Source organism: Luteitalea sp. (assembly GCF_022842525.1).
GTDB lineage: Bacteria > Acidobacteriota > Vicinamibacteria > Vicinamibacterales > Vicinamibacteraceae > Luteitalea.
Map to the genome: position 1 here is coordinate 16,266 of NZ_JALHPM010000001.1, position 23,632 is coordinate 39,897.

Sequence of the window (23,632 nt, forward strand, 5' to 3'; positions counted from 1 at the left end):
TCCAGACGGCACGCTCGCACCCGGTCGGCTGACCGGCGCCTCAGATGCCATCGAGAAACCGGGCGATGTGGACCCCGAGGATGCCTGAGATGGTGTGTGGCGTCGCGCCGGGCCAGTGACCCGGGTAGCTCCCCTCGGCGAGATCGTCGAACGCGCAATCAATCAAGTGGAAGTCGTAGAGGTCCGCTCGATAGCCGTCCGCGACGCACATCTCACTCACCGCCCGTAGCACCCGCCGCTGCTCCGCCTCGTCATCGCCAGCCCGACGGAACATCTCGGCAACAAAGAGCCGGACCGCTTCGTCCTTCGGGACTGCAGCGAGCCCAAGGTCGACAAGCGCGTGGTCGCGCCTGGCTGCCACCTCGAAGTGGTTGTAAGGAGGAGCCATGCCCGCAAGGATCGCTACCTCACAACTCTCGCAACCCGCCTCGAGCAAGCCCATCGCCCAGTCCACGCAGGCCTGACCGCACTCCAACCCGAGAGCCTTCTCGGCCACGATCTGGGCAGTAGACGGCTGGGCCACTGGCTCGGAAACCTACCACGCGCTGTGGCCAGGTGCACAGGCTTCTCATAGGCCACAGGCTATAGAACGCGCACCGGAGAATAGGCTGCAGGCTATTGAGATTATTACCTGTGCTGTAATAGCCAGCGGAGCGACCTGCCGTGGACCACGAGATGCTCAAGGAGGCGCGCGACGAGCGCGGTTGGACCCAAGCGACGCTGGCGGCGCGCCTTGGCGTGTCTCAAGGCTACGTCGCACTGCTCGAGAGCGGCCGGCGGAAGCCGGCGGACGCGTTGCGCCGCCGCCTCGCGCGCGTCCTGCAGCTTCCGGCCACGAGCTTGCCCACCACCGCAGGAAGATCGACCGTCGACGCCGACGCGCTCGCTGCCGAACTTGCGGACCTTGGCTACCCGGGGTTCTCTCACCTCCGAAAGGGTCGGCCCCGGAGGAATCCGGGCACCCTGCTGCTCGACGCACTCGCAGCCGAGGCACTGGACCCGCGCACGGCCGAGGCCCTGCCCTGGCTGTTGCTGACGTTCCCGGACCTCGACTGGGACTGGCTCTTGCCTCAGGTCAAGCAGCGGGACTTGCAGAATCGTCTCGGGTACGTCGTGAGCCTCGCCCGGAACGTCGCCCACCTGCAGGGGCTCGACGTGGCGCTGGTCCTCGAGGCGAGAGAGGCCCTGCTCGAGCGGAGTCGCCTGGTCCGGGAGGACGTCTTCGGGAGGAGCTCCCTCACCGACGCGGAGCGCCGCTGGCTGCGCGCCAATCGCCCACCCGACGCCGCGCACTGGAACATCCTGAGCGACCTTCGTCCGGAGAGTCTGGTCTATGGCGCCTAGCATCCCGTCGCCCTGGGGTGAGTTCCTGAGAGACGTGGACGACGCGCTGGCGGTGAGCCCTCAGACGGAGCCGATTGAGCTGCACTGCGTTGGCGGGTTTTCGGTCGCGATGGGGTACGGCCTGCACCGAACGACGTCCGACCTCGACATCTTCGAGGCAGTGCCGTCGTCCATTCTCCGAGGTGCTCGACGAAGTCGCGCATCATGTCGTCCCTGACACATCAAGCCGGTCCCGCGAGCCGATGAGCGCCTGCCGCGTCGCGTGCGCCAGCGCATCGTCGCCGATGCAGAGAACTAGCGACGTTGTCGTCGTCGGCGCGTAGTACGCGTTCGGCACCGTCGACCGCAGCAGGAAGTCGACGACCTCCTCCAAAGAATCGTCTGTGTGCCACGTCGTCAGCCGAACGGCGTCCTCAGGGGAGGCCAACTCGGACGGGAACGCGTCGGTCTCTTCAGCCACGTCATGCACGCGTTCGCAGTCCCTGCCCCAGGTGCAGAGGTACGAAGCGCCACGGTTGAAGAGTTCCTCCACGAGCCCTGACACCACTTCGGTGGACACGCCATCGGCATGCCACACCAGCAGAACGACGAAGTGCGGCGGCGGCCACTTCGCAACGCCGACGTCTGCCGGTGACGCGATGCCACAGAAGAAGAGATCGCGGCCGAGCGCGTCCTTGCCCAAGGCTTCAAAAGGCATGCAGCGTGAGCCCAACCCTTCGGCATGGGCGCCACCCGCCGTCGCGTCGCGTCAGGCGCTGGGCCATCGATGTCTCACGGTCACGCGCTCTGTGCCAGTGGGCGCACTCTGGGCCGAGCCCCGCGGGCCTTCAACGCGTGCCAGAGGTCCCACTTGGCCTGGAGCGTCAACCAGATCTCGGCGTCCCACTGCGTCAGCGCCTCGAACAGCAGCGCCGTGTCCGCGCTGACGCCTCGACGTCCCCGGACGATGGCGTTGAGGCGCTGGAACGGAATGCTCATCCGCCGGGCGGCCTCGACCTGCGAAACGCCCAGCGGCTCAAGGAATTCCTTCAGGAGCATCTCACCGGGGTGCGTCGGCGGACGATGGGTCGGGAGCATGTCGATGTCCTCAGTGGTAATCGGTGCAGCGCACGTCGAACGCGTCGGAGCCTTCGAACCGGAACACGAGTCGATACTGGTCGTTGACGCGCACGGCGTGCTGGCCTGCCAGGTCGCCGGTGAGCGCGTGCAATCGGTTTCCGGGCGGCACCCGCAAGTCATCGACCCTCGTCACCGCGTCGATCTGATCCAGCTTGCGGCGAACGATCGGCCACAGATCCTTCGGGATACGGCGGGCGGCCTTCGAGTTGACGCCGTTCCAGATGTCCCGTGTCGCGTCGTCGGCCAGCGTCCGAATCACCGCGTAGCACTGTAGCACGGTTATCGTGCTACCGCTCCCGCGTCATGGGCGGCGACCGATCGCCGCGAGCACATCTGCGTCGCTCTCACTGTGCAGCACGGCCTCGCGCTCCGTCGCAGACAGGAGTTGGAGCGCCGGGAGTGATTGCCGAAGGCGAGTGGCCCGCTGGCTGTCTTCGACCAGAAACTTCCGGAGCTGCGCGGGCGACAGCGTGGCGAGGAGTCTCGCCCACTCCGCCAGCTCCTGACGCTCGCCGGCACTCGCCTCCTTGGCGCGCCTCGCGACACGGTCTGCAGCAACGGCGACAAGCCCCGGATCAGTCTTGAGCTTGAGAGCGATGGCGAGTGCCAGCCTGCGAGACCGCGCATCGTGCTCCTGATGAGTGGTCAGTTGGCGTTGTCTCGGCGGTGTCCTCGGTCGGCCCACGAGCGCAGTTGGTGGTACTCCTCCCACCAATCGCAGGGACTCATCGCCGGCTTCAGACGGACCGAACACGGACCCGACTTTGCTGCGTGTCAGTCCGCGCACCTCAACGCGCGGCCTGTAGCCTCGCGATCGACGCCCGTGCGGTATGTGCGACGGGAACGCGGGCACCCGCCCTCGGCATCTCGTTGTCGTTGAGCAGTTCTTGCAGCTTTGGCAACGCCTCGGCTGCCCGGAGTTCCGCGAGCGCTTGGATGGCCCCAACGCGAACAAGCGCATCTGAGTCGTCCAGGGCCGAGATCAGGGGGCGAATTGCTCGGGGGTCACCGATCTTCCCGAGCGCCCATGCCACCTTGTAGTTGACCTCCGCGTCCGCCAGCAACGGCACCAGGACGTCCACCGCCCGGCCGCTCCCCAGTTCGCCAAGCAGGTGTACCGCGTAGTACCGGTCGGCTGTGATCTGGCGACCCACGGTCATACTGCCGCCTGGAATGCCTTGACCGATCGGGCGTTCAGAGCGATCGCTCAGGATCGCGGCCAGGACGTCAAAGCCTCGGGCTTCGCCCGATCCCGCGAGGACGTACGCGGCATTGCCTCGCAGATGTCGATCCTCATGGGTCACAAGGGGCTCCACCAGCTCGATTGCGCGTCGGTCTCCCGCGGAGACCAGACGTTTGGCAACCTCGAGCTGCTGCCAGAAGTACTGGGGGCGATGAAACTCCGCCAGGAGGGAATCGACGGACGACTGCCGCTGCGCGCCGACTTGCGCGGGGACAACTGCGACAACCGTCAGGGCCGCAGCAATGAGGCCAGGGACGAGCTGCATGGCGTGCCCTCGTTGAAGGAAAGGCTACTGGGCTACGACGCTCCGTCGTGCGACTGACCGAGTTCTTGGGCGAGTCCGAGAAGAGTACCTTCGGGGCCACCGATGTAGCACAGCCGGTCAATCACCTTAACGGCAGTTCGTCCGATCGCGAATTGAGTCCAACCCAGCGACCGACGCGAACTGACACGACCCGCGCTCGGCCTCGTACGCCAGCGGGCACCCGGAAAGAAATCGACGCGGCAGCGAGTTCTATAGAACATACGAGCCGGATCTCTCCCGGCCGCCGGAACCGCCGAGTCGCAGCAGCCGCTCGGCGCCCCGGCCCATCGCTCCACGCGCGAGCGCCTCAGGCAGCCCTCCGCGCGAGTCGAGCCGCCTCCACCGGTGCACCCTTCGGGCTGCGTCGGTACGGCATCGGTCGATGCGCGTCCGCGCGTCGACACCTCAACCGTATCCGTTCAAGGAGCTGTCACATGCGCGCATGGATGAACGTCGGAGAGGCGGCGGAGTACGCTGGAGTTTGCAAGGACACGATCTACACCGCGTGCGAGCGCAACGAGCTGCGGCACGTCCGCATCGGCGGGCGGCGCTGCATCCGCGTGCGCCCGGTGTGGCTCGACGAGTGGTACGAGCGCAACACGCGGCACCTGCCTGGCGGCGGGAGCAGCGCGACTGCGTCGACGATGGGCGCGTCGGTGGGTCGGTAGGCCAAGGGGAACGTCATGGGTCTGTACAAGCTGTGCGAGCACAAGGGCCGCAACCGCGACCGCTGCGAGCACCCGTGGTGGGGCAGCTTCCGCGGCGTGCGCGTGAGCCTGACCAAGTGGGCCAATCGCGAGATCCGGTCGAAGGCCGAGGCCGGTGCGGTGCTGGACGAGATGCGCATGGCGATGCGCGCCGGCACGTTTGACACGCGCGGCCTCGCGGCGCCGAAGGCCGGACCCATGACGTTCCGCGAGCTCGCGGAGATCTACCGGGAGCAGCACGTGATCCCCAAGCGCCTGGCGATGGGCAAGAACTACACCTGGTCGGTGAAGCCGTTCGTGGATCGATTCGGCGACCGCGCCCTGGGCGACATCCGCACCGCCGACGTGCAGGACTTCATCGCCGACCTGCGGAAGCCGCGCGCCGTCCACCGACGTGGCGTGCGCGTGCTCTCCCCCAGCGCGGTGAACCGCATCGTCGACCTGCTGCGCCACATGCTGAACTGGGCCATCGGGCGTGAGTACATCACGACGACGCCGTTCAAGCGTGGCTCCGAGACGCTGATCAAGAAGTTCCAGGAAGACAACGTACGCCGGCGCCGCATCGACGAGCCGGAAGAGGCCGCGCTGCTGGCGCAGGCGCCGACGCACATCCAGGCCCTGATCGTCGCCGCCATCGACACGGGCATGCGCTCCGGCGAGATGCTGGCGCTGCGCTTCGCCGACATCGACCTCGAACGTGGGTTGATCACGCTGCGTGGTGAGACGACGAAGAGCCGCAAGACGCGGCTGGTGCCGATCGCGACGACGCGGCTACGCGAGGTGTTCGCGTGGTTGCGGCGGGATGTGGAGGGCAACCCGAAGCCGCTCGAGACGCGCGTGTTCAGCAACGAGGTCGGCGAGCCCTATCGCCTCTTCCACCGGATGTGGCAGTCCATCGTGCTGAAGGCGCATGGCCACACGCCGACGTGGAATCCACGGCTGAACTACCAGGGCCTGTCCGACGAGTCGCAGGAGACGTTCCGGCGCATCAACCTGCGGTGGCACGACCTGCGGCACGAGTAGGCGTCTCGCCTGGTCGAGCGCGGGGTGCCGCTGGCGCAAGTGCGCGACCTGCTGGGGCATGCGTCGACCACGACGACGGAGCGGTACGACAACCAGACGCTGGCGAACCTGCAGGTCGCGGCGGCGAAGCTGGAGCGTGGGTTGGGATTTGGCGCGGGGGCGAGGCAGTCGGCCGGCTCGGCGAGCCGGCCCTCCCAGCCCGAGACAGCGGTGACGGCCCGCTCGGAGAGCGGGCCCTACCCCACCCTGTCCGGGGCGTTGTCAGGCACGCCTCGACGGCGGAAGTTTCAAGATTCTTTCAAGATCGGGGCTGCGGAAGAGCTGGCGAGGTCGCCGGGAAGCGCCTCACGGCAGGGGTTCGAGCGTGGTGCGGCGAGTGTAAAACGAGCCGAAACACGCCTGAATACGGGCCTACCAGCCAAACGACGAGCTTGCGAGGAAGTTTGGCTGGGAGGCAGGGATTCGAACCCCGATAACCACGTCCAGAGCGTGGTGTCCTACCGTTGAACGACCTCCCAGCACAGGGCGCGGGCGCCCGAGAGGAACCAGTAGTCTAGCAATCCCGGCAGGGCAGGGCAACCCCTTCCCTCACGGTGACGGTGCGCGTCAGGCTTGCGGCGCCGACAACGCGGCCCTCACGCCTGCCCACTCGAGGCCGAACCGCAGCAGGTATTTCCTCAGCCGATCGGCGTCGTTGACGCTCTGCTTGCGCGCCCGCGAGCGCTCGAAGAGCGCGCGGCCGGCGGCGGACAGGGTGGGAGCGGTGCGGCACACCGACAGCACGTCCTCGAGCTGCACACGGTCGAACCGGTCCAGGTCCGCCCCCTGCCCATCGGGCAGCACCACGTCGACCAGCGAGGGCCCGCCGCGGCCACCCGCCGGCGCGGTGCCCCACAGCGCACGCAGCGCGGCCATCTCGGCCTGCACCTGACCGACGGTGATCCGCCCGCCCGGTGCCAGGGTGGCCAGCCTCGTCGTCACCGCCGCGAGGTCGCGGAAGTTGCCGGGCCACCGGCCCTCCGGGCCCTCCGCAAACTCGAGGAACAGCGCACGCGCTTCGGCGCTGATCGTCACGGCGTCGCCGGTGCGCTGCCGGAACTGCTCCAGTTCGTACGCGAGGTTCGGCGCGATGTCCTCGGGGCGCTCGGCCAGCCCCGGCAGGCGGAACGTCCACAGGTTGATGCGCGCGAGCAGGTCGTCGCGGAAGCGTCCGTCGCGCACGGCCTGCGCGAGGTCGCGATTGGTGCCGGCAATCAGCTGGAAGTCGCTGCTCACCTCGCGGTCGCCGCCGAGAGGCAGGAAGCGCTTCTCCTCGAGCGCCCGCAGCAGCATCGCCTGCTCGTCGCGCCCGAGCTCGCCGATCTCGTCGAGGAAGAGCACCCCCTGATCGGCCGTGCGCAGCAACCCGGGCCGGTCGTGCGCCGCCCCCGTGAACGCGCCGCGGATGTGCCCGAACAGCGCCGACATCGCCGCATCGCCGCGGATCGTCGCGCAATTGACCTCCACCAGCGGCCCACGCACGCGGCGGCGCGCCTTCTTGAGGTCATAGATGCGGCGGGCCATGCGCGACTTGCCCGCACCGGTCGGACCGAGCAGCAGCACCGGCGCATCGGAGCGCGTCGCCACGCGATCGAGCTGCGCCACCATCGCCTGGAACGCCGCGTTGCGCGTCTCGATGCCGGACGTGAGAATCGCCCGCTCGTCGAGCGCGTCGGTGGCGAACCGCGAGGCGATGCGGTCGTACCGCGACAGGTCGAGATCGATCACCTGGTACGCGCCCGGCGCGATGCCGCGGCTGCGACGCGGCGGGCTGGTCTGGACGAGCCGCCCCGGGATATGGCGCGACTCGGTGAGCAGGAACAGGCAGATCTGCGCGACGTGCGACCCGGTGGTGATGTGCACGAGGTAGTCCTCGCGATCGGGATCGAACGGATACGCCCGCGCGAAGTCGTGCAGGCTCGCATACACCGACTCGAAGTCCCAGGCATCCGGCGTCGAGTCGGCGTGCAGCCGCACCACGGTCTCCGGCGAGACGTGGCCGATGTCGTCCTGCACGTGGGCCGCGAGCGCCCGAAACGCCGTCGGATACACCAACTCGAAGCGCGACACCACGAGGTCGTCGTGCTGGCAGAGCGCGACGCTCGGGCGCCACCGCTCCCACCGCTGCACGCCGGTCCCGCGGTCGAGCGAGGTGCCGAGCAACCCGATCACGACGAGAGGCTTGGCGTGCTCCATTCAGATACATCCTATCTCAAGAGATAAGAAGGCGCGCCAGCCATCGGAGGCGGCAGGCGCTTGGCGACTGGGCCGAAGTACCGTGCTGTCAGACATTTGCCTCGAGAGTCGCCGCGCAGGGAAGAGGCTGGCACCTCACCTGCAATCTCAAGACACCGTCCGAGTGACACGACCATGAATGACCTTCTACGCATCGACGGCAGCCAGGGCGAAGGCGGTGGGCAGATCCTCCGCACGGCCCTGGCGCTGTCGCTCGTCACCGGCCAGCCCTTCCGCCTGGAGCGGATTCGCGCGGGCCGGCCCAAGCCAGGGCTGCTCCGGCAGCACCTGACGGCGGTGGAGGCGGCGGCGCGGGTGTGCGGCGCCGTCGCCTCCGGGGCCGAGCTCGGGTCGGAGGCGATCACGTTCACGCCCGGCGCGGTGCGCGGCGGCGACCTGCAGTGCTCGATCGGCACCGCCGGCAGCGCGACGCTGGTGCTGCAGGCCATCCTGCCGGCGCTGCTGCTGGCGCGCGAGCCGTCGCGCGTCGTGCTCGAGGGCGGCACGCACAACCCGTACGCGCCCCCGTTCGAGTTCCTCGACGCGACGCTGCTGCCGCTGCTGCGGTGCATGAGGGCGCGGGTCGAGGCTCGCCTCGAGCGTCACGGGTTCTACCCGGCGGGCGGTGGTCGGTTGGTCGTGGACGTCGCGCCGGTCGATCGGCTCACGCCGCTCGTGCTGCTCGATCGGGGGCCGGTGCAGGTCTCGGCACGCGCGCTGGTGTCGGGCGTGCCGGTCGGTGTGGCCAACCGCGAACTCGCGGCGGTACACACGCAGCTCGATGTGCCCTGGGCGTCCCTGGAACCGGTGGAGGTCTCGACGTCGCCGGGCCCGGGCAACGTGCTGCTCATCACGATCGCCTCCGACGCGGTGTGCGAGGTGATCACCGGGTTCGGTGAGAAGCACGTGTCGGCGGCAGCGGTGGCGGCGCGGGCGTGCGGTGAGGCGCGAGCCTATCTGGACGCGGGCGTGCCCGTCGGCCAGCATCTGGCCGACCAGCTGCTGGTGCCGCTCGTACTGGCGGGTGGCGGATCGTTCCGCACGCTGGCGCCGACGCGCCATACGACGACCAACGCCGCGGTGATTGGCGAGTTCACCGGGGCTTCGGTCGCGATGAACGCACATGACGATGGGACGTGCACGGTGACGGTCTCGAGCGACGGCGTGACGCGCGCGTGATCGACACGGTAAGGCGCGGTTGATTGATCTCCACCACCCACGAAGCGGAGCAGGACATGAAGACGAAGAAGTTGCTGGCGTTGGGCATCCCCGGGGCGTGCGTCGAGGACGCGCAGCGACTGGTCGGCGCGGCGCTGGCCGACGGTCAGACCGATGCGCAAGTGGCCGACGCCCTGCGGCAGATCGCGAACGCGCCTGGCGAGTACATCCACGACCTGCGGTGGGGAACGCTTGCGGCTCGCATCGAAACCGCGCGCGAGGCCTACGCGTTCACGCCACGCGCCGAGCTGGCGCCGTACCGGATCTGGAGTGGCGACCACGACATGGAGGAACGGGCGGTGGCCCAGATGGCGGCTGCGTGCAGCCTGCCGGTGTCGGTCGCCGGGGCCCTGATGCCCGATGCACACGTCGGCTACGGTTTGCCGATTGGCGGGGTGCTCGCCACCGACAACGCCGTCATCCCGTACGCGGTCGGTGTGGACATCGCGTGCCGCATGAAGCTGACGGTGCTCGACCTGCCGGCCGAGACGCTCGATACGATGAAGGATCGGCTGACCGCGGTGCTGCAGCGCGAGACGCGATTCGGCGTCGGGGCAACGCACACGGACAAGCAGCTGCACCCGGTGCTCGACGCGGACTGGACCGTGTCGCCGGTCACGCAGCGGCTGAAGGACAAGGCCTGGTCGCAGCTGGGCACGAGCGGCAGCGGCAACCACTTCGTCGAGTTCGGTGTGCTCACGGTCGGTGACGCCTCGGCGGGACTGCCGACCGGGCGGTACCTCGCGCTGCTCAGTCACTCGGGCAGTCGCGGCACCGGCGCCGAGGTGGCGGGGCACTACAGCAAGCTGGCGCGCTCGCTGCACCCCGAGCTGCCCTCGTCGCTCGCCGAGCTCTCGTGGCTCGGGCTCGATACCGAGCCGGGCCAGGAGTACTGGGCGGCGATGGAGCTGATGGGTCAGTACGCGGCGGCCAACCACGCGGTGATTCACCGCCTGGTGGCCCGGGCGCTCGGCGTCGAGGTGTTGCTCGACATCGAGAATCACCACAACTTCGCGTGGCGCGAGCGGCACGTGCTGCCCGACGGCACCGAACGCGAGGTGATCGTGCACCGCAAGGGCGCGACGCCGGCCGGCGAGGGCGTGCTCGGCGTGATTCCCGGATCCATGGCCACGCCGGGATACGTGGTGCGCGGCAAGGGGTCGACCGCGTCGCTGATGTCGGCGTCGCACGGCGCGGGCCGGGCGATGAGCCGCACGCAGGCGCGCAACACGCTGACGTGGGAGCAGGCCAAGGCCGTCTTGCGTGACCGCCAGGTGACGCTGATCTCGGCGGGACTCGACGAGGTGCCGATGGCCTACAAGGACATCGACGCGGTGATGGCCGCCCAGCAGGATCTGGTGGACGTGCTGGCGCGGTTCGATCCGCGCGTGGTCAAGATGGCGCCAGCGGGTGAGCGCCCGGAAGATTAGTGGACGCGGGAACCGGCGAGGCGGTCGTGGGCATCGACGCCTCTACGGCTGCGCGGTCGCCTTCAGCAGCGTCGCGAGGTGGGCCTTCCACAGCACCGCCTTCGTGTGGCTGCCGTGGCCGACGGTGTCGGCGCTGAACGGCAGGACGATGGCCCGGCCGCCCTTGACCCTGCGGATCTCCCGCTCCAGTACCCCGAGCTCGGGCGGGTTGATGATGTCGTCGGCTGAATTGATGGCCATGAGCGGCGCGACGATGCGGTCGAGGCCGGGCTTCGGGTCGTAGTCGAACGAGCACTCGAAGTTGTAGAGGAGGTCGTTGGCGTCGGCGGTCTTGATGTAGGTGGTGACGTAGTCGTCGAGCACGCGATCGGCCTCGGCGAGCGTCGGCGCCTGTGCGAGGCGAATCACCGGGTTGCTGCTGGCCAGCCAGAGCATCTGCGCCACCGTACGCATGCCGCGCGGCGGCGCGGTGTAGTTGCCGTTGGCCCAGGTCGGATCGGTGCGCAGCGCGTCGATGGCGACGCGGCGCCAGGCGCGGTTGCGGCCGGCGATCTGGTCCGGCAGGCTGGCGAGCGGCATGAGCGCATCCATCGCCTCCGGGTAGCGCTGGCCCCAGAGCCACGTGTGCATGCCGCCCATCGACGTGCCCATCACCAGCCGCAGGCGCGTGACGCCGAGGCCCTCGGTCATCAGCCGATACTGCGCGCGCACCATGTCCTCGTAGCCGTAGCGCGGAAACGTCGCGCGCAACCCGTCGCTCGGCTTGCTCGACTGGCCGTGCCCGATGTTGTCGGGCAGCACGATGAAGTACGTCGCGGCGTCGAGCGGCTGCCCGGGGCCGAAGAGCTCGCCGGCGAACTGCGGGCTCAGGAACTGCGCGCCGGTGCCGCTGGTGCCGTGCAGCACGATCACGGCATTGCGCACTCGCCCGCTCGCGTCGCGCCGCGGCGTGCCCAGCGTGCGGTAGTGCATGCGCAGGGCCGGCAGCGTCTCGCCCGAGTTGAAGCGGAAGTCGCGGATGACGAAGTCGGCCTCGGTGACCGTCGGCGGCTGCGCCACCGCGACGCCGGCCATCGCGAGCACGAGCAGGAGGGTACGGAAGAGCATGAGGGATGGTACACAACACACAATTCAGAATTCAGAGTGCAGAATGAAGCGCGCAGCGGGCATCGCCATCGGCCGGGGGAGCCGGTTGCGCGCAGCGGGCACCGCCATCTGCCGGGAGAGCCGGTTGCGCGTAGCGGGCACCGCCATCTGCCGGGGGAGCCGGTTGCGCGCAGCGGGCACCGCCATCTGCCGGGAGAGCCGGCTATGCGCAGCGGGCACCGCCATCTGCCGGGGGAGCCGGTTACTCGCAGCGGGCATCGCCATCGGCCGGGGGAGCCGGTTGCGCGCAGCGGGCACCGCCATCTGCCGGGCACCGGGCACCGGGCGCCGGGCACCGGCATCGTGGAACTTCGATGCGGGGCGGGTCGTCAGGACGTGCGGAGACCGACGACGTGAGCGCAACGACCGGCACCAGCTCGACCCCTTCGCGACGACTCTGCTACCAGGTGGCCTCGAGCCTCGACGGCTTCATCGCCGCCGAGGACGGCAGCTACGACTGGATCCCGATGGATCCCGACATCGACTTCGCCGCGTTGTTCGCGCGATTCGACACGCTGGTGATGGGCCGCAAGACCTACGAGACGATGCTGGCGTACGAGGGCGGCGTGACCGACGGCGGCGTGTACGGCAAGCCGACGGTCGTGTTCTCGCGCACGCTGTCGCCGGCCGACCATCCGCGGGTGCGCGTGACCGCAGACGACCCCGCCGCGGTGATCGCGCAACTGAAGCGTGAGCCCGGCGGCGACATCTGGCTCTTCGGCGGCGGCCTGCTCTTCCGTCAGCTGGCCGATGCCGGCGCCGTCGACCGCGTCGAGCTCGCCGTCGTGCCCGTGCTGCTCGGCTCGGGCATCCCGCTGCTGCCGAAGGGCTCGAGCCTGACGCTCGCGCTGCGCGGCCATCGCACCTACGAGGGCAGCGGCACGGTGCTGCTCGAGTACGACGTCCTCCGGGCGCCTCCACGGACCTAAGCGCGGGGGGGCCGGGCCCGGGCCCGTGTTCGAGTCTCCAGCCCCCAGCCCCCGCGCCCGCCCGCCCCGCGCCGTGACCCGCAATCGTAGAATCGCGGACGGCATGTCACGTCCCCTCATCCTCATCACCGGCGGCAGTCGCGGCATCGGTGCCGCCACGGCGCGACTTGCGGCGGCCCGCGGCTACGCGGTGGCGTTCACGTACCTCGAGCGGACAGCGACCGCCGAGGCGCTGGTCGCCGAGCTCGAAGCCACCGGCGCCACGGCGCTCGCGCTGCAGGCCGACGTCAGCGTCGAAGACGATGTGTTGCGGGTGTTCCGCGAACTCGACACACGACTGGGTCCGATCACCGCGCTCGTGAACAACGCCGGTGTGCTCGAGCGCCAGATGCGCCTCGATGCCATGGACGTGCGGCGCTGGACGCGCATCCTGGCGACCAACGTCATCGGCAGCTTCGTGTGCGCGCGGGAGGCCGTGCGACGGATGTCCACACGCCACGGCGGGGCTGGTGGGGCCATCGTCAACGTCTCATCGATGGCCGCGACGATCGGTGGCGCCAACGAGTACGTCGACTACGCCGCCTCCAAGGGCGCGGTGGACTCGATGACCATCGGTCTGGCACGCGAAATCGCCACCGAGGGCGTGCGGGTGAACGGCGTGCGGCCCGGTCCCATCCACACGGAGATTCACGCGAGCGGCGGCGAGCCCGGACGCATCGACCGCATCAAGGGCGCCATCCCGATGCAGCGCGGGGGCGACCCGGAGGAAGTGGCCCGCACCATCCTCTGGCTGCTGTCGGACGAGGCCAGCTACATCACGGGGGCGATCGTCGACGTCAGCGGCGGCCGGTAGCCCTAGAAGAACACGCGCGTGCCGAAGTCGAACCGTCGAGCCGGCGCCGATCCCGTGGGCTGCAGGAAGAACGGCGAGGTCATCACGCCGGCGAAGCGCGTGAAGTTGGTCTCGTTGAGGACGTTCCAGGCCTGCGCGTAGAACTCGACGCCGCGAGGGGTCGGACGCGGCCCGGGCGCCGAGCCCGCGCCCTGCGCGCCTGCAGTGGACCCGCCGCCGCCGAACTCCGGGCGCCAGCCGAGCCGCAGGTTGAGCGTGCGCTGCCACGTGCCGCGCTCGGTGTTGCGACCGAGACCGTCAGGCCGGTCGGTGAAGACGGTGTCGCCGTTGTCGTCGAGCCCGGTACGAATGGTGTACGGCGCGCCAGACGCGATGTCTCCCCAGGCGTTGGCCCGCAGGCCCATCGGCAACTCCATGCGCACGAAGCCGAACATGCGGTGCCTGACGTCCCACGACGCCGGTCCCCACTCCGCGTCGAGGTCGCGACTGTCGGCCGGCAGCGACGTCGGGCCGTCCGAGTCGTTCCACGCCTGCCGGTACTGATAGCGCACGAGGCCCGAGGCCTTGCCGTCCTCGCGGGAGAGTCTGACGCTCGAGTCGAACCCGGCCGTGCGCGCCTTGCCGGTGGACTCGATCTCCGTGATGCGCTCGAAGTCGGAGTCCGGGAAGACGCCATCGAGCGGCGCGTTGGCGTTGAAGCCACGCAGCCGGTCCGCCGTCGTCTGTCCATAGACGTTGAGCTGCACGCGCAGTTGCTGCGAGAAGCGATGCTCGAGGCCCACTGACGCGCGGGTGTTGACGGTCATGTCGAGCTCGTCCGCCTCGCGGAGGATGCTGGGCGGCGGCAGTGCCGCGATGCCCTGTCCGCCGAACGGATCGGGATAGCCGGGGTCGCGGATGATGAGGTCGCGCTGCCTCGTGCCATCGAGCTGCAGCGTCTGCTCGGAGACCCACGGCTGGTACCACTCGTTGAAGACGCCGACGCCGGCCGTGAGCGTGGTCTTCGGACGGTCCTTCGGCGTCCACGCCACGCTCGCCCGCGGCGCGACGTTGTTGAAGTCGTCCAGCAACGACTGCACGTCGTGACGGAAGCCGAAGCCGAAGCGGAGGCCCTCGCGGAGTTCCACCTCGTCGTACGCGAACCAGCTGAACTCCTGGCGGTCGTACGACACGAGCGGGTCGCCGACACGCTGCGTGAACTGCCGGGGCCGCCCGGCCTCGTAGTCGGCCAGACTCGCAAAGGTGAACGTGCCGATGTAGTTGTCGACGCGATCGGTGCGCGTCCAGCCGAGCTCGGTCTCGAAGCCGAAGCGGATCTTGTGCTTCGGATGGCTGATCAGATCGACCGTCTGCGCGATCTCGATCTCCTGGTCGCGACGGCCACCCTGACGCTGGGCCCCGCCCGCCCGGAACGCATTCGGGACGTTCAGGCCCACGGCGTCACTGATCGAATCGACCGAGCTGCTGACGTCGACGTACTCGAGCCGGAGTTCGTTGAGGAAGTGCTTGCCGATGGTGCCAATCGCCGAGAGGCGCGCGATGTTGCCGGCGGTGTCGTCGGCGAACGCGCGCTCGGGCAGCTCGAACTCGCCCACGCCGAGATTGTCGCCGGTCGAATCCCAGCGCTGGTACTCGCCGCGCAGCGTCTGCGTGGCGTTGAGCGCGTGCTCGACCCGTACCTCGCCGTCGACGCGCTGCCGCTCGGTGTTCACCAGCCCGGGAAACGTCGTCGGCGCGCCGGTCGCGATGATCGCCTGTGCGTCGAACGAGTCGCGCAGGGACAGGCGCCCCGAGATCGACGAGCGGCCCGTCACGATGGGCCCGCTGAAGCTCCAGCTCAGACGACGGGTCTGGCCGTCGGGCTGCGTCGGCGAGAAGGCCGGACGCGCGTCGATGGACTGATCGCGCAGCCCTGCGGACACCTCGTGCCGCCAGGCGGTGCCACCCGGGCGCGTGATGATCTCGACGCGGACCTGCCCCGCGCCCATGCTGTCGGTGCTGAACGGGTCGCGGCGGATGCGGACGACCTGAATCTGTTCCTTGGGTGGCAGCGTGCCGCCCTCGAAGCCGTTGATGCGAATCTCGGCGCCAACACCGGCCAGCGCCTCGATCGCGAAGGCCAGTTCTTCCGGGTCGTCTGGCAGCTGGTCGATCTCCTTCGGGCTGAGCGTCTCGACCTGACCGTCGGAGGTCGGCGGCACGAAGGTCTCGGGCTGCGCCCGCACGGCCACCTGTTCGGCGTAGCCTCCGAGGCTCAGCGTGGCGACGGCCTCGGCCGTCTCGCCGGGCCGCACGAGCGCTTCGACCGTGGCGGGCTCGAAGCCTGGCAGTTCGACGACCAACCGGTAGTCGCCAGGCGTGATGTCGATGGTGGCCTCACCCGAGGCATCGGTCACCAGCACGCGCGGGTTGCCGCTGCTGGCATCGGCACCGGGGCTCGAGAACACGACGGTGGCCCCGGGCAGGCGACCTCCCTGCGCATCTCGCGCGATGACGATCAGATGACCGGGCGCTTCACGCGACTCCCCCGGTTCGGACGAGGGCGGGCCCGTCTGCGCGAAGGCGGCGCTGCCGGTCGTCGCCAGCAGGCCGACGCACACGGCAGCCAGGACCACACGACGGACCGTTCGCTGGGCGACGCAAGAGGGTGACGACGGGCGCATGTCCTCCAGCATACCGAGAGGCACCGGCGCAGACACCCTCCGAAGCGTGAATGAAACGATTAGACCGTCGGCCTCGCGGCCTCCGGTGCAGGCGTCGCGTGGTCAGGCGGCTTCACGAGATGGACGGTCTGCGTCGGGAACGCGAAGCTCGAACCGGCCTCCTCGACGACGCGCATGAACTCGAGCAGCACCTCTTCGCGGCAGACCTGGAATTCGCCCCACGTTGGGACCTGAAACCACGCCATGACCTCGATGTCGAGCGAACTCTGGCTGAACTCCATGAACCTCACGGTGATGCTGTCGGGCCAGATCTTGGGATGCGAGGCGAGGACGTCGGTGAGGCCCGCCAGGACGGCCTTCATCTGCTCGCGGGTCGTGTCGTAGGTGAGCCCCACGGTCGTGGCCAGGCGCATCCGATCGCGCAACTGGAACGACTCGAGGGCCAGAAGAACGCCGGCGACAGCCCACCCCGCAGCATGGCGCCTACCCACTGGTAGGCCAGGTCTCGTGAGCTGCATCTGCGTGCAGCCGAAGGCGAACACCAGCCGCGAAGGTCAGCGTGATCGGCGGCTCAGGACAGACTCGCCACCAGGGGCATCGCCAGGAACTGCCACCACAGGAGACTGAACGGGCCATCGCTGGCCAGGTCGTGCACCGGGGCGGACGTGGGCTGCGCCTGTGCCGGTGCGGTCGCCGGCGCCGACGGCATCGGTGTCGCCCCCATCTGGGCGACGGCGGAGACGGTCGAGCCCAGCAGCAGGGCGAGGACGAGCGAGGCGACCAGGGGTCCGGGCCGGGAGCGGGACATACCCCATTGCACACCAGCCGGCGGCGGCACACAAACGCGGCGCTTACAGATTGCCGCGCTTCAGTTCCTCCGCCAGGTAGTCGGTGGCGCGCCACGCGAGCGAGAGAATCGTGATGGTCGGATTCTTCTCGGACGCGGTGGTGAACGCCGATCCGTCCACCACGAAGACGTTCTTCACCTCGTGCATCTGGTTGAAGGCATTGAGCGCCGACCGCTTCGGGTCGTCACCCATGCGGCAGGTGCCGTGCTCGTGGATGGCCGAGCCGTTGTGATCGGTGGCCCCGCGCGTGTAGTCCACCAGCTCGATGCCGGCCGACTTCGCCAGCGCCTCGACGGTGTCGCACATGTGCTGCACCATCGTCCGCTCGTTGTCACGGATGCGGTAGTCGATGCGCGCGAGGGGCACGCCGTACCGGTCGGTCTTCGAGGCGTCCACCGTGATGCGGTTGTCGCGATAGCCCAGCACCTCGCCGTAGGGATGCATCTCCACCCACGCCGGATACTTCTGGCGGACGCCGGCCTTGAGGCCCGCACCGAAGCCGGGCACGTGCCTGGCGACGTGGGCCGCCCCCTCGGCGCTGCAGCCGGTGTTCCACAGTTGCATGCCGAAGCCGCGCAGGTAGTCACGGCGATGGCCCTGCCGATGGTTGAAGCGTGGCATGTAGGCGTGCTCGCCGCCGATGCCGCGATCGTCGCGGGTCGCCGACCCATACAGCGCCGGCATGAGGCCACGCGCATGGAAGCGGACCTGCTCGCACAGGTAGCGCCCGATCACGTCGCTGCCGTTGCCGATGCCATTGGGATGCGCGGCAGACGTCGAGTTGAGCAGGATGCGGGTCGTGTCGACGCAACTCGCGCCCATCACGACCACCTTGCCGAGCACCTCGCGCTCGGCGCCGGTCTTCCGGTCGAAGTACTGCACGCCACGGGCGAGCCCCGTGTCATCGACGAGAATGCGCGCAACGACCGCGTTGGAACGGATCTCGAGCCGGCCGGTCTTCAGGGCGTCCGGCAGAAGATGATCGGCCGAACAGAAGAACGACGCCGTGTCACAGCCGCGGCCGCACTGCCCGCAGTGGTGGCAGGCCGGGAAACCGTTGTGCGCCACGGTCTTCACGGCACGACGCACCCGCACGAAGGGCATCTGCAGGCGCTCACCGGCGCGCGCCAGCGCCACCTCTCCGCAGCGCATCGCCGGCGGCGGCAGGAAGTAGCGACTGCCGGGCAGCGAGTCCGAGTCGTCGTCACCCCCACAGACGCCGATCAGCTGATCGACCTTGTCGTAGTACGGCGCCACGTCGCGGTAGTGGATCGGCCACGGGATGTCCCAGCCGTCGATCTCGCCGGCCCGGAAGTCCATCTCGCTGTACCGCAGGCTGACGCGGCCCCAGATGTTGGTCTTGCCGCCATGACCCCAGACGCGAATGAGCTCGAAGTCCTGTCCCTCTGGCGTGAGGTAGGGCTGCTCCTTGACGTCGAGCTGGAAGGGCGGTGGCTGCTCGCCACGGGCCCGACGCTCGCGTGCTTCCCAGGGCGACACGTGCGTCCAGAACGTCGCCCGATCGAACTTCTCGCCGGCGTCGAGCAGCAGGACGTCGACGCCCTGCCGCGTCAGGTTCCACGCCGCCATGCCGCCAGAGGCACCGGAGCCGACGACGATGACGGGGTGGACCTTCGCACGCGGTTGCAGAAACATGAGGAGAGCTCAGGAGAATGCCGACATGCCGCGATGCCGGAATGCGGGGATGTCGAAGGACAAAGAACAAGGGTCGAAGGCCGAAGGCCCAGGACCCAAGGCCGTCTGCGAAGCCGCTAGAGATTCCCCCGCTTGAGTTCCTCGACGAGATAGTCCGTCGCCCGCCAGGCGAGCGAGAGGATGGTGATGGTGGGATTCTTCTCCGAGGCGGCGGTGAACGACGACCCGTCCACCACGAAGACGTTCTTCACCTCGTGCATCTGGTTGAAGCGGTTCAGCGCCGATCGTTTCGGGTCCTCGCCCATCCGGCAGGTGCCGTGTTCGTGGATGGCCGAGCCGTTGCGGTCGGCCTCGAGGCGGCGGTAGTCGAGCAGTTCGATGCCTGAGGCCTGGGCGATCTCCTCGATCGTGTCGGCCATGTGTTCGAGCATCTTCCGTTCGTTGTCGCGCGTCCGGTAGTCGATGTGCAGCAGCGGCACGCCGTAGCGGTCGGTCTTCGTCCGGTCCACGGTGATGCGGTTGTCGGCGTACGTCAGCACCTCACCGAACGGGTGCAGCTCGACGTAGGCCGGGAACCGCTTGCGGACGTCGGTCTTGAAGGCGCTGCCGAAGCCCCTGATGTGTCCCGCATAGTGGCCCGCGCCCTGGTCGCTCGTGCCGGTGTTCCAGAACTGCATGCCGAAGCCGCGCAGGTAGTCGCGCGTGCGGTCGGGTCGGTGGTTGAAGCGGGGCATGTAGACGTGCGCGCCGCTGATGCCCTTGTCGTCGGTCGTCTCCTTGCCATACAGCGAGGGCATGAAGCCACGCGCGTTGAGCCGGATCTGTTCGCACAGGTAGCGGCCGATGACGTCGCTGCCGTTGCCGATGCCGTTGGGGTGCCGCGGCGACGACGAGTTGAGCAGGATGCGCGTGGTGTCGACGCAGCTGGCGCCCATGACGACGACCTTGCCGAGCACCTCGCGCTCGGCCCCGGTCTTGCGGTCGAAGTACTGCACGCCTCTCGCCAGGCCTTCGTCATCGACGAGCACGCGCGCGACGACGGCGTTGGAGCGGATCTCGAGCCGGCCGGTCTTCAGGGCATCGGGCAGCAGGTGATCGGCCGAGCAGAAGAACGAGGCCGTGTCGCACCCGCGCCCGCACTGCCCGCAGTAGTGGCAGGCCGGGAAGCCACGCACCGGGCGGGTCATGTTGGCGCGGCGGCCGCGCACGAACGGGATGCCGATCTTCGCGCTGGCCCGCCACATCGCCACCTCGGCGCAGCGCATCTGGGGCGGCGGCAGGAAGTACTTGCTCCCCGGCAGGACCTCCGAGTCATCGTCGCCGCCATACACACCGATCAACTGATCGACCTGGTCGTAGTAGGGCGCGAGATCGCTGTAGTGAATCGGCCAGGGGATGTCCCAGCCATCGCGCTCGCCGGCGCGGAAGTCCATCTCGCTGTAGCGCAGGCTGACGCGGCCCCAGATGTTGGTCTTGCCGCCATGGCCCCAGACGCGATTGAGCTGGAAGGGCCGCGCGGCCGGCGTCAGGTACGGCTGTTCCTTCGTATCGAGGAAGAACTCGGGCGGCCGCTCTCCTCGCGCTCGCCGCTCACGCTCCTGCCAGGGGGTGACGTGCGTCCAGAACGTCGCCCGGTCGAACTTCTCGCCGGCGTCCAGCAGCACGACGTCCACGCCCTGACGCGTCAGGTTCCACGCCGCCATGCCGCCCGAGGCTCCGGAGCCGACAACGATGACGGGATACACGGGCTGAGCGGGACGGATCTGCATACAGAAATGCCGGGAATGCCGCGATGCCGGAATGCCGGGAGTTCGCCATCATACGACGCGGCACGCTGGAGACGGCAGCCCAGCGGTCGTACACTCGCCGTCATGTCGATCACCGTCGTCATCCTTTCCACGGTGCTGGCCGCGAGTCCGGCACCTCAGGCACCGGCCGGGCCGCCCGTTGCGTCACGCGAATCGTCGTGCTCGGGTGGTGCCATGCTGGGCGTCGACGCCGGCCCGATCACGCCGGTGGTCCGGGCGCGGCTGACCCTCCCGACGGACGTGACGGGTGCGGTCGTGACGCACGTGCTGTCGGGCGGCCCGGCTGCGGACGCAGGCCTTCGGGTGGACGATGTGATCGTGGCCGTGGACGGGGCGCCGGTGTCGACCGACTGCGCGATCGTCGACATGGCCTGGGGACGCGACTGCGAGGACGCGCTCGTCGTGGTGTGGCGAGCGGGCCAGTCGCGCACGGTCGTGCTCAGGCCGGTGAACCCGCTGCCGCTGCTGGCCGAACGCTGCGACGCCGGCGATGCGGAGGCGTGCTTCCGCCAGGCCTGGCAGTTGCGTAGCGCGCGCGCCACCGAGGCCGATCGTGCGACGTCGCTGGCCCTCTACGAGCGCAGTTGCCGTGGGGGATCGGCGCAGGGATGCGCGTACTACGGCCTGGCGCTCGGCGACACGCCGGGTCGCGCCGACCAGCAGCGGGCGGCGTTCGAGCGCGCCTGCGCCCTGCACGACGGACCGGGCTGCTCCCATCTGGCCTATCTGTATGCCGGTGGTGATGGGGTGGCGCGCGACCACGCGAAGGCCACGTCCCTGTATGAGCAGTCGTGCAGGCTCGGTGACCCGGTGGGCTGTTACAACGTCGGCCTCAACTACGAGAGCGGCCGTGGCGTCGCCAGGGACCTCGCCCGCGCGGTCGCCGCCTACGATGCCGGCTGCCAGGGCGGCAGTCCGATGGCGTGCACGAACCTCGGCGGGCTCCTGCAGGACGGCGCGGTCGGCGCACCCGATCCGGCCCGAGCCGTGGCCTCGTGGGCGCTCGGGTGCGCGGGGTCGGCATGCCAGGGCGCCAACCTCCTGGGCTGCGTGAACCTGGCGCGCGCGCACCGGGATGGCATCGGCGGGCCAGCCGACCCGGCCCGTGCTGTCGAGCTGTTCACGGCTGTCTGCGAGAACGGCCTCGACAATGCGGTGCCGGCAGCCTCCCAGCAGGTCAAGGCGTGCGCGCTCCTCGGCGGCATGCACCTGGCGGGCACGGCTCCGTCGTCGAGTGCGGCGCGGGGGCGCGCCCTGTCGGAGCAGGCCTGCGACGGTGGCGACGACTTCGGCTGCTTCAACGCGGCCACGGCGCACGCAGCGGGCCTCGGCGGGCCCGTGGACGAGGGCCGGGCCGCCGTGTACTTCGACAACGGATGCACCGCAGGCGACGGGGAGAGTTGCTACGAACTCTCCGTCCGGTTGAACGACGGCCGCGGCGTGCCACGCGATGCCGCGCGGGCGCGCACCCTGCGGGCCCAGGCCTGCGCCGCTGGCTTCAGCAAGGCGTGCGGCTAGACTTTCGGACACTCATGCGTGCGCGCCGAACCCTCGCCCGCCTCCTCACGCTCTGGCTCTGCCTCGGCGTGATCGAATCGACCGGCACTGCCAACGCGCAGGACTCGACGCGCGCAACGCCACCGGCCGCGCCGCGCCTCAACATCGTGGTGTTCGTCGCCGACGACCACGGGCAGGACACGGGCGCGTACGGCAACACCGCCGTGAAGACCCCGCATCTCGACACCCTCGCGGCCGAGGGCGTGCGCTTCCCGCATGCGTACGCGACGACGGCGAGTTGCAGCGCGAGCCGATCGGTGCTGCTGACCGGGCTGCACAACCACCGCACGGCGCAGTACGGGCACGAGCACGACTACAGCCATTTCCAGAGCTACGCGACCCTGCGCCCGTTGCCCGTGCTGTTGCAGGACGCGGGCTACCGCACGGCACGCATCGGCAAGTTCCACGTCGCGCCGGCCGACACGTACCGGTTCGAGCAGGTGCTCGGCGCCGACGGACGCAACACCGTGGACATGGCCGAGCGCACGCGCACCTTCGTGAGCGCGCGCGACGCGCGGCCGTTCTTCCTGTACATCGCGACGTCCGATCCGCATCGCGGCGGCGGCACCACGGACGGCACGCGGACCGGCCCCGACCGCTTCGGCAATCGCCCGGACGGTTACCCGGGCGTGCAGACCGTGACGTTCGACCCGGCCGAGGTCATCGTGCCGGTTTGGCTGCCCGACACGCCGGCCACCCGCGCCGAGCTCGCGCAGTACTACCAGTCGATCGCGCGGCTCGACCAGGGCGTGGGGCGCATGGTGCAGGTGCTCAAGGACGCGGGCGTGTACGAGCAGACGCTCTTCGTCTACCTGTCCGACCACGGCGCGGCGTTTCCGGGCGCCAAGACGACGGTGTACGAGCCCGGGCTGCGATCACCGTTGATTGTCAGGCACCCTCGGGCACAGCGGCGCGGCGTGACCTCCGACGCGATGGTGAGTTGGGTGGACATCACGCCGACGATCCTCGAGGCCGCCGGCGCGGCCTCGCCGACGTACAGGCAGCACATCGCCAGCGGTGAGGTGCGGGCCGCCGCCACGCTGCCCGAGACGCACGGGCTGCACGGGGAATCGTTCCTGGCGGCCATGCGGGGCGAGGCGCTGGCCGGGTGGGACGAGGTGTACGCGTCGCACACCTTCCACGAGATCCAGATGTACTACCCGATGCGCGTGGTGCGCGACCGGCGCTACAAGCTGATCTGGAACATCGCCTGGCAGCTGCCCTTCCCCTTCTCCACCGACCTGTGGTCGTCGGCCACGTGGCAGTCCGCGTGGAAGGGCGGCACGGACGCGGCATACGGGCGACGCACGGTCGGCCGCTACGTGCAGCGGGACGAGTTCGAACTGTACGACCTCGAGCAGGATCCCCACGAGTCGCGCAACCTCGCGCGCGACCCGTCGCACGCGGCGACGCTGGCCACCTACAAGGCGAGACTGAGGGCCTTCCAGGCGCGCACGTCGGACCCGTGGGTGCTGAAGTGGACGTATCAGTAACAATTCAGAATTCAGAG

21 protein-coding genes and 1 tRNA gene are annotated in these 23,632 nt (G+C 69.3%); 9 read left to right on the plus strand and 13 right to left on the minus strand.

The window, feature by feature from the left end; translation table 11 throughout:
• Nucleotides 1–40: 40 nt before the first annotated feature.
• Entirely contained in the window at nt 41–496 is a 456-nt protein-coding gene (locus tag Q0C41_RS00115) for a hypothetical protein (RefSeq protein WP_291980397.1), read from the minus strand.
• Nucleotides 497–663: 167 nt separating this feature from the next.
• Between Q0C41_RS00115 and Q0C41_RS00120 the strand changes: the two genes are divergently transcribed.
• Nucleotides 664–1,344 (plus strand): helix-turn-helix transcriptional regulator, encoded by a 681-nt coding sequence (locus Q0C41_RS00120; RefSeq protein ID WP_291980398.1) that lies wholly within the window; start codon nt 664–666, stop codon nt 1,342–1,344.
• A 202-nt stretch (nt 1,345–1,546) separates the two neighbouring features.
• On the opposite strand, the gene Q0C41_RS00125 is transcribed toward Q0C41_RS00120, so the two are convergent.
• The 4 genes from Q0C41_RS00125 to Q0C41_RS00140 form a co-directional block, all read right to left on the minus strand.
• On the minus strand, nt 1,547–2,041 hold the full coding sequence (locus Q0C41_RS00125) for a hypothetical protein (RefSeq protein ID WP_291980399.1): 495 nt from the start codon (nt 2,039–2,041) through the stop codon (nt 1,547–1,549).
• An 80-nt stretch (nt 2,042–2,121) separates the two neighbouring features.
• On the minus strand, nt 2,122–2,421 hold the full coding sequence (locus tag Q0C41_RS00130) for a HigA family addiction module antitoxin (RefSeq protein WP_291980400.1): 300 nt from the start codon (nt 2,419–2,421) through the stop codon (nt 2,122–2,124).
• Between the two features lie 10 nt (nt 2,422–2,431).
• Nucleotides 2,432–2,722, minus strand: a complete 291-nt coding sequence (locus Q0C41_RS00135; RefSeq protein ID WP_291980401.1) for a type II toxin-antitoxin system RelE/ParE family toxin — start codon at nt 2,720–2,722, stop codon at nt 2,432–2,434.
• A gap of 529 nt (nt 2,723–3,251) precedes the next feature.
• Nucleotides 3,252–3,971, minus strand: a complete 720-nt coding sequence (locus Q0C41_RS00140) for a HEAT repeat domain-containing protein (RefSeq protein WP_291980402.1) — start codon at nt 3,969–3,971, stop codon at nt 3,252–3,254.
• Between the two features lie 473 nt (nt 3,972–4,444).
• Between Q0C41_RS00140 and Q0C41_RS00145 the strand changes: the two genes are divergently transcribed.
• Nucleotides 4,445–4,678 carry a helix-turn-helix domain-containing protein gene (locus Q0C41_RS00145; protein WP_291980403.1) on the plus strand — a complete coding sequence of 78 codons (234 nt, stop codon included), beginning with the start codon at nt 4,445–4,447 and terminating at the stop codon, nt 4,676–4,678.
• 15 nt (nt 4,679–4,693) lie between these two features.
• On the plus strand, nt 4,694–5,740 hold the full coding sequence (locus Q0C41_RS00150; RefSeq protein ID WP_291980404.1) for a tyrosine-type recombinase/integrase: 1,047 nt from the start codon (nt 4,694–4,696) through the stop codon (nt 5,738–5,740).
• A gap of 444 nt (nt 5,741–6,184) precedes the next feature.
• On the opposite strand, the gene Q0C41_RS00155 is transcribed toward Q0C41_RS00150, so the two are convergent.
• Nucleotides 6,185–6,258 (minus strand) — tRNA-Gln (locus Q0C41_RS00155).
• A gap of 88 nt (nt 6,259–6,346) precedes the next feature.
• Complete coding sequence (gene rtcR, locus Q0C41_RS00160) at nt 6,347–7,975, minus strand: RNA repair transcriptional activator RtcR (RefSeq protein ID WP_291980405.1); 1,629 nt, start codon at nt 7,973–7,975, stop codon at nt 6,347–6,349.
• Nucleotides 7,976–8,149: 174 nt separating this feature from the next.
• On the opposite strand from rtcR, the gene rtcA reads away from it, so the two are divergent.
• Together rtcA and Q0C41_RS00170 are read left to right on the plus strand one after the other, a co-directional pair.
• The gene (gene rtcA, locus Q0C41_RS00165; RefSeq protein ID WP_291980406.1) at nt 8,150–9,193 is read left to right on the plus strand and encodes an RNA 3'-terminal phosphate cyclase; all 1,044 of its coding nucleotides are present in this window, start codon (nt 8,150–8,152) and stop codon (nt 9,191–9,193) included.
• 56 nt (nt 9,194–9,249) lie between these two features.
• Complete coding sequence (locus Q0C41_RS00170; protein ID WP_291980407.1) at nt 9,250–10,662, plus strand: RtcB family protein; 1,413 nt, start codon at nt 9,250–9,252, stop codon at nt 10,660–10,662.
• A 42-nt stretch (nt 10,663–10,704) separates the two neighbouring features.
• Here Q0C41_RS00170 and Q0C41_RS00175 read toward each other — a convergent pair whose 3' ends face one another.
• Nucleotides 10,705–11,769, minus strand: coding sequence for an alpha/beta fold hydrolase (locus tag Q0C41_RS00175; protein WP_291980408.1), 1,065 nt, complete (start codon nt 11,767–11,769; stop codon nt 10,705–10,707).
• 392 nt (nt 11,770–12,161) lie between these two features.
• Between Q0C41_RS00175 and Q0C41_RS00180 the strand changes: the two genes are divergently transcribed.
• Together Q0C41_RS00180 and Q0C41_RS00185 are read left to right on the plus strand one after the other, a co-directional pair.
• Nucleotides 12,162–12,737: a dihydrofolate reductase family protein gene (locus Q0C41_RS00180; RefSeq protein ID WP_291980409.1), complete on the plus strand. Its 576-nt coding sequence runs from the start codon at nt 12,162–12,164 to the stop codon at nt 12,735–12,737.
• A gap of 103 nt (nt 12,738–12,840) precedes the next feature.
• Nucleotides 12,841–13,590, plus strand: coding sequence for an SDR family oxidoreductase (locus tag Q0C41_RS00185; RefSeq protein WP_291980410.1), 750 nt, complete (start codon nt 12,841–12,843; stop codon nt 13,588–13,590).
• 2 nt (nt 13,591–13,592) lie between these two features.
• Here the strand turns inward: Q0C41_RS00185 and Q0C41_RS00190 are convergent, their stop codons facing one another.
• From Q0C41_RS00190 to Q0C41_RS00210, 5 genes are all read right to left on the minus strand, one after another.
• Nucleotides 13,593–16,253, minus strand: coding sequence for a TonB-dependent receptor (locus tag Q0C41_RS00190; protein ID WP_291980411.1), 2,661 nt, complete (start codon nt 16,251–16,253; stop codon nt 13,593–13,595).
• A gap of 59 nt (nt 16,254–16,312) precedes the next feature.
• The gene (locus Q0C41_RS00195; protein WP_291980412.1) at nt 16,313–16,744 is read right to left on the minus strand and encodes a mechanosensitive ion channel domain-containing protein; all 432 of its coding nucleotides are present in this window, start codon (nt 16,742–16,744) and stop codon (nt 16,313–16,315) included.
• A gap of 80 nt (nt 16,745–16,824) precedes the next feature.
• Nucleotides 16,825–17,061 carry a hypothetical protein gene (locus Q0C41_RS00200; RefSeq protein ID WP_291980413.1) on the minus strand — a complete coding sequence of 79 codons (237 nt, stop codon included), beginning with the start codon at nt 17,059–17,061 and terminating at the stop codon, nt 16,825–16,827.
• Nucleotides 17,062–17,104: 43 nt separating this feature from the next.
• The gene (locus tag Q0C41_RS00205) at nt 17,105–18,757 is read right to left on the minus strand and encodes a GMC family oxidoreductase (protein ID WP_291980414.1); all 1,653 of its coding nucleotides are present in this window, start codon (nt 18,755–18,757) and stop codon (nt 17,105–17,107) included.
• A 116-nt stretch (nt 18,758–18,873) separates the two neighbouring features.
• Complete coding sequence (locus Q0C41_RS00210) at nt 18,874–20,526, minus strand: GMC family oxidoreductase (RefSeq protein WP_291980415.1); 1,653 nt, start codon at nt 20,524–20,526, stop codon at nt 18,874–18,876.
• A gap of 102 nt (nt 20,527–20,628) precedes the next feature.
• Between Q0C41_RS00210 and Q0C41_RS00215 the strand changes: the two genes are divergently transcribed.
• Together Q0C41_RS00215 and Q0C41_RS00220 are read left to right on the plus strand one after the other, a co-directional pair.
• A complete protein-coding gene (locus Q0C41_RS00215; protein ID WP_291980416.1) occupies nt 20,629–22,083 on the plus strand; it encodes a PDZ domain-containing protein in 1,455 nt (484 codons plus the stop codon).
• Between the two features lie 14 nt (nt 22,084–22,097).
• Entirely contained in the window at nt 22,098–23,615 is a 1,518-nt protein-coding gene (locus Q0C41_RS00220) for a sulfatase (protein ID WP_291980417.1), read from the plus strand.
• Nucleotides 23,616–23,632 lie beyond the last annotated feature (17 nt).

Bases quoted from the DNA above. Each gene is read 5' to 3' on its own strand.
- Q0C41_RS00145 (WP_291980403.1), top strand. From the start codon at position 4,445: ATGCGCGCATGGATGAACGTCGGAGAGGCGGCGGAGTACGCTGGAGTT.
- Q0C41_RS00220 (WP_291980417.1), top strand. From the start codon at position 22,098: ATGCGTGCGCGCCGAACCCTCGCCCGCCTCCTCACGCTCTGGCTCTGC.
- Q0C41_RS00150 (WP_291980404.1), top strand. From the start codon at position 4,694: ATGGGTCTGTACAAGCTGTGCGAGCACAAGGGCCGCAACCGCGACCGC.
- Q0C41_RS00210 (WP_291980415.1), bottom strand. From the start codon at position 20,526: ATGCAGATCCGTCCCGCTCAGCCCGTGTATCCCGTCATCGTTGTCGGC.
- Q0C41_RS00170 (WP_291980407.1), top strand. From the start codon at position 9,250: ATGAAGACGAAGAAGTTGCTGGCGTTGGGCATCCCCGGGGCGTGCGTC.
- Q0C41_RS00200 (WP_291980413.1), bottom strand. From the start codon at position 17,061: ATGTCCCGCTCCCGGCCCGGACCCCTGGTCGCCTCGCTCGTCCTCGCC.
- Q0C41_RS00205 (WP_291980414.1), bottom strand. From the start codon at position 18,757: ATGTTTCTGCAACCGCGTGCGAAGGTCCACCCCGTCATCGTCGTCGGC.
- rtcA (WP_291980406.1), top strand. From the start codon at position 8,150: ATGAATGACCTTCTACGCATCGACGGCAGCCAGGGCGAAGGCGGTGGG.
- rtcR (WP_291980405.1), bottom strand. From the start codon at position 7,975: ATGGAGCACGCCAAGCCTCTCGTCGTGATCGGGTTGCTCGGCACCTCG.
- Q0C41_RS00215 (WP_291980416.1), top strand. From the start codon at position 20,629: ATGTCGATCACCGTCGTCATCCTTTCCACGGTGCTGGCCGCGAGTCCG.
- Q0C41_RS00185 (WP_291980410.1), top strand. From the start codon at position 12,841: ATGTCACGTCCCCTCATCCTCATCACCGGCGGCAGTCGCGGCATCGGT.
- Q0C41_RS00125 (WP_291980399.1), bottom strand. From the start codon at position 2,041: ATGCCTTTTGAAGCCTTGGGCAAGGACGCGCTCGGCCGCGATCTCTTC.
- Q0C41_RS00140 (WP_291980402.1), bottom strand. From the start codon at position 3,971: ATGCAGCTCGTCCCTGGCCTCATTGCTGCGGCCCTGACGGTTGTCGCA.
- Q0C41_RS00175 (WP_291980408.1), bottom strand. From the start codon at position 11,769: ATGCTCTTCCGTACCCTCCTGCTCGTGCTCGCGATGGCCGGCGTCGCG.
- Q0C41_RS00130 (WP_291980400.1), bottom strand. From the start codon at position 2,421: ATGCTCCCGACCCATCGTCCGCCGACGCACCCCGGTGAGATGCTCCTG.
- Q0C41_RS00190 (WP_291980411.1), bottom strand. From the start codon at position 16,253: ATGCGCCCGTCGTCACCCTCTTGCGTCGCCCAGCGAACGGTCCGTCGT.